Below are 3,101 nucleotides of genomic sequence, written 5' to 3' on the forward strand. Positions count from 1 at the left end.
ATGGGATAGAGAGGTGCGTAGTTCACCCAAGGAGAATTAATCTCTCGAAGTAAAAGTGAAGGGAATTTCTGAAATGGAATTCAGTCTGTCTATATTTGACTATACTTTTACTAACTATAGGGAAGCGGGTAGTTCGAGCATTTGTACTAAAATTTCCAATAGGCGGTTTAAATGCAGTACAGCTTATTATAGAAAGGGTTGATTGATCAGGTGGCAATATGGCGCAATTTTCTCGCAAAACTCTACTAACCTTTTTTGCTAGTATATTAGTATTATTATTCTCCTTGGCTCCGGCCCAAGCGCTAAGTTATAATAATCGCAATTTGACCGATAACGACTTTGCGGGGCAGGATTTGCGCGATTCCACCTTCGATCACTCTAATCTGCGCGGTAGTAACTTCAGTCATGCCAATCTGGAAGGAGTACGCTTTTTTTCTGCCAACTTGGAGGGGGCCAACTTTAGCGATGCCAATATGAGAAATGTGGATTTAGAATCGGCCCGTTTAACCAAAGCCAACTTTACCAATGCCGTTCTCGAAGGAGCTTTTGCCACTAACATTTTAATCAAAGGTGCAATTATCGACGGGGCCGATTTTACCGATGCAATTATTCGCTCGGATGTGGAAAAATATCTTTGTGAGAGAGCGACGGGAACTAACCCAGTAACTGGCAGAAATACCCGCGATACCCTATTTTGTCGCTGATACCTAACTATGCTGCCCCGAATCGCGCTGTCATGACCGATCAAACTAGAGCCAGATCGGCCATAATTGCGGTAAGCTAGTATTCGATTTTTTAACAAAACCTTTAGAATAGACTTTCAAACCAGTTCGATCGATCAGTCCCCTCTTGGAAAAAGGAAATTGTAACCATCGTGTCCACCAGTACCCTCGGCAATCAAGACAAAGAGCAGAAACCTAATAGTGACTCGGATAGCTTTTTCCAAGGAGTCTCTAGAGTTGCAGGAGGAACCGCTCTCGGCCTGTTGATGGTATCCACGGCCGTGGTGACGGGGGCTGTGGTAGGATTGGCGATTAGTTACCGCAATCTACCCGATGTGAGGATTTTACGGGGTTACGTCCCCACGGAAACCAGTTATATCTACGATGTTAAAGGCAGACCCCTGACCAGCTTACACGGAGAAGCGAATCGGGAAGTGGTGGAACTCGATCAAATATCTCCCAATCTGAAACGCGCAGTGATGGCGATCGAAGATAGCCATTTTTATCACCATCGTGGTATTAATCCTAATAGTATCGGCCGGGCAGTAGTCGCTAACTGGAAAAGTGGCGGTGTGGTGGAAGGTGCATCTACTATCACCATGCAGTTAGTCAAAAATATTTTTCTTTCCCATCAGCGCACCGTTAGCCGTAAATTAGCCGAGGCAGTCCTGGCAGTACGAGTGGAACAGGTTTTTAGCAAAAATGACATTCTGGAAATGTACCTCAATAATATCTATTGGGGTCATAATAATTACGGAGTGCAAACCGCCGCTAAAAGTTATTTTAATAAACCCGCTGTCGAGTTAAATTTAGCAGAATCGGCGATGATGGCCGGATTAATCCAAGCGCCGGAAGTTTATAGTCCTTTTAATAATTATAAAACCGCCAAGGAAAGACAGGCACTGGTTCTCAGTCGGATGCGTAGCTTAGGTTGGATTACCCCCGCACAGGAAGAGGCCGCTTTAAAGGAACCTCTGAAACTGGGTAAACCCACCGCTTGGCAAGAAAGTAAATTACCCTACGTTACCGATGCAGTGGTGGCAGAATTGCGGCAAAAATTTGGCAAGGAAACCCTAACTAAAGGGGGAATGCGGATTCAAACCACGATCGATCTCGACTTTCAAAACATGGCCGAATCTACCATCCAACGGGCCTATAATAGCTTGCGTGGTCGCGGTATTCGTACCAAAGACCTACAAATTTCTCTAGTCGCAGTGGATCCCCGCACCCATTTCGTCAAGGCGCTCGTCGGTGGCGTTGATTACAATAAAAGTCAATTAAACCGCGCCATTCAATCCCGTCGTCAACCGGGGTCAGCTTTTAAACCTTTCGTCTATTATACTGCCTTCGCTAGTGGTCGTTTTACCCCCGAAACCGTGGTTAATGATGCTCCCATACGTTTTCGCGAGGCCGGCGGCTTCTATAGCCCAAAAAACTACGGTGGCGGCTTTTCTGGTCCGGTTTCCCTGCGTAGCGCTCTGATGCAGTCTCTGAATATTCCCGCAGTTGTTCTCGGTCGTCGCGTCGGGATTAACAAAGTCATTGAAGTCTGTCGTCTGTTGGGTTTCGAGAGTCCTTTAATTGCCGTCACTTCTTTACCTTTAGGTTCCGTGGATGTGACACCTCTGGAAATGGCGGGGGCCTACGCTACTTTTGCCAGTAATGGCTGGCATTCCGAGCCTACCTTTATCATGCGTGTTACTGATAGCCGTGGTAACGTCATGCTCGATAATACACCCAAACCGAAGCTAGTTTTAGACCCCTGGGCCACCGCTTCTCTTAATTCTGTGTTACAGGGAGTGATTCAGGGAGGAACAGCCACCTCGGCCCAAATCGGTCGTCCGGCAGCGGGAAAAACCGGTACTACCGATAACGAGAAAAATGTCTGGTTTGTCGGTTATGTTCCCCAATTAGCCACCGCGGTGTGGATTGGAGATGACCGAAACCGCACTTTAGGTAAAGGTATCACCGGTGGTGGTTTTGCCGCTCCCATTTGGCGCGATTTCATGGCACAAGCGCTTAAAAATGAACGAGTAGAATATTTTCCTTCTCCTTCTAAATTCCGCAAACCAACAGTTAAGTAGATGGTTAATCTAATTGGTTATGCCGGCGAACATTTTCGTGAAATAGTATGAACTTTGTTAGTCGTTGATCGCCATTGGAAGTACAATGAAGTTGTCAGTCCAATCACCCTAAATCGTGATTTTAGACGGAAACTGTCAGTCTAATAAATAGTTAGGCTGCTAAATCAGCATTGATGTTCATTAGAACTCTTGCAAATTAATTATATGTTATAATGATGGGTTAACTAATTTTCCCCAAAAAATTAGTTAATCAGTACATTCGTCCTGAATAAAAACTTGAAGTTTAACTTTTAAC

The 3,101-nt window shown here is 45.3% G+C and carries 2 protein-coding genes; both read left to right on the plus strand.

Annotated features, from left to right (window positions below; translation table 11 throughout):
- The first annotated feature begins 218 nt into the window (after positions 1 to 218).
- The gene (locus EWV84_RS19575; RefSeq protein WP_286827193.1) at positions 219 to 704 is read left to right on the plus strand and encodes a pentapeptide repeat-containing protein; all 486 of its coding nucleotides are present in this window, start codon (positions 219 to 221) and stop codon (positions 702 to 704) included.
- Positions 705 to 874: 170 nt separating this feature from the next.
- On the plus strand, positions 875 to 2,806 hold the full coding sequence (locus EWV84_RS19580; RefSeq protein ID WP_287079502.1) for a transglycosylase domain-containing protein: 1,932 nt from the start codon (positions 875 to 877) through the stop codon (positions 2,804 to 2,806).
- Positions 2,807 to 3,101: the final 295 nt, after the last annotated feature.

Origin of the sequence: Microcystis sp. M_QC_C_20170808_M3Col, from assembly GCF_007095505.1 — a bacterium.
GTDB lineage: Bacteria > Cyanobacteriota > Cyanobacteriia > Cyanobacteriales > Microcystaceae > Microcystis.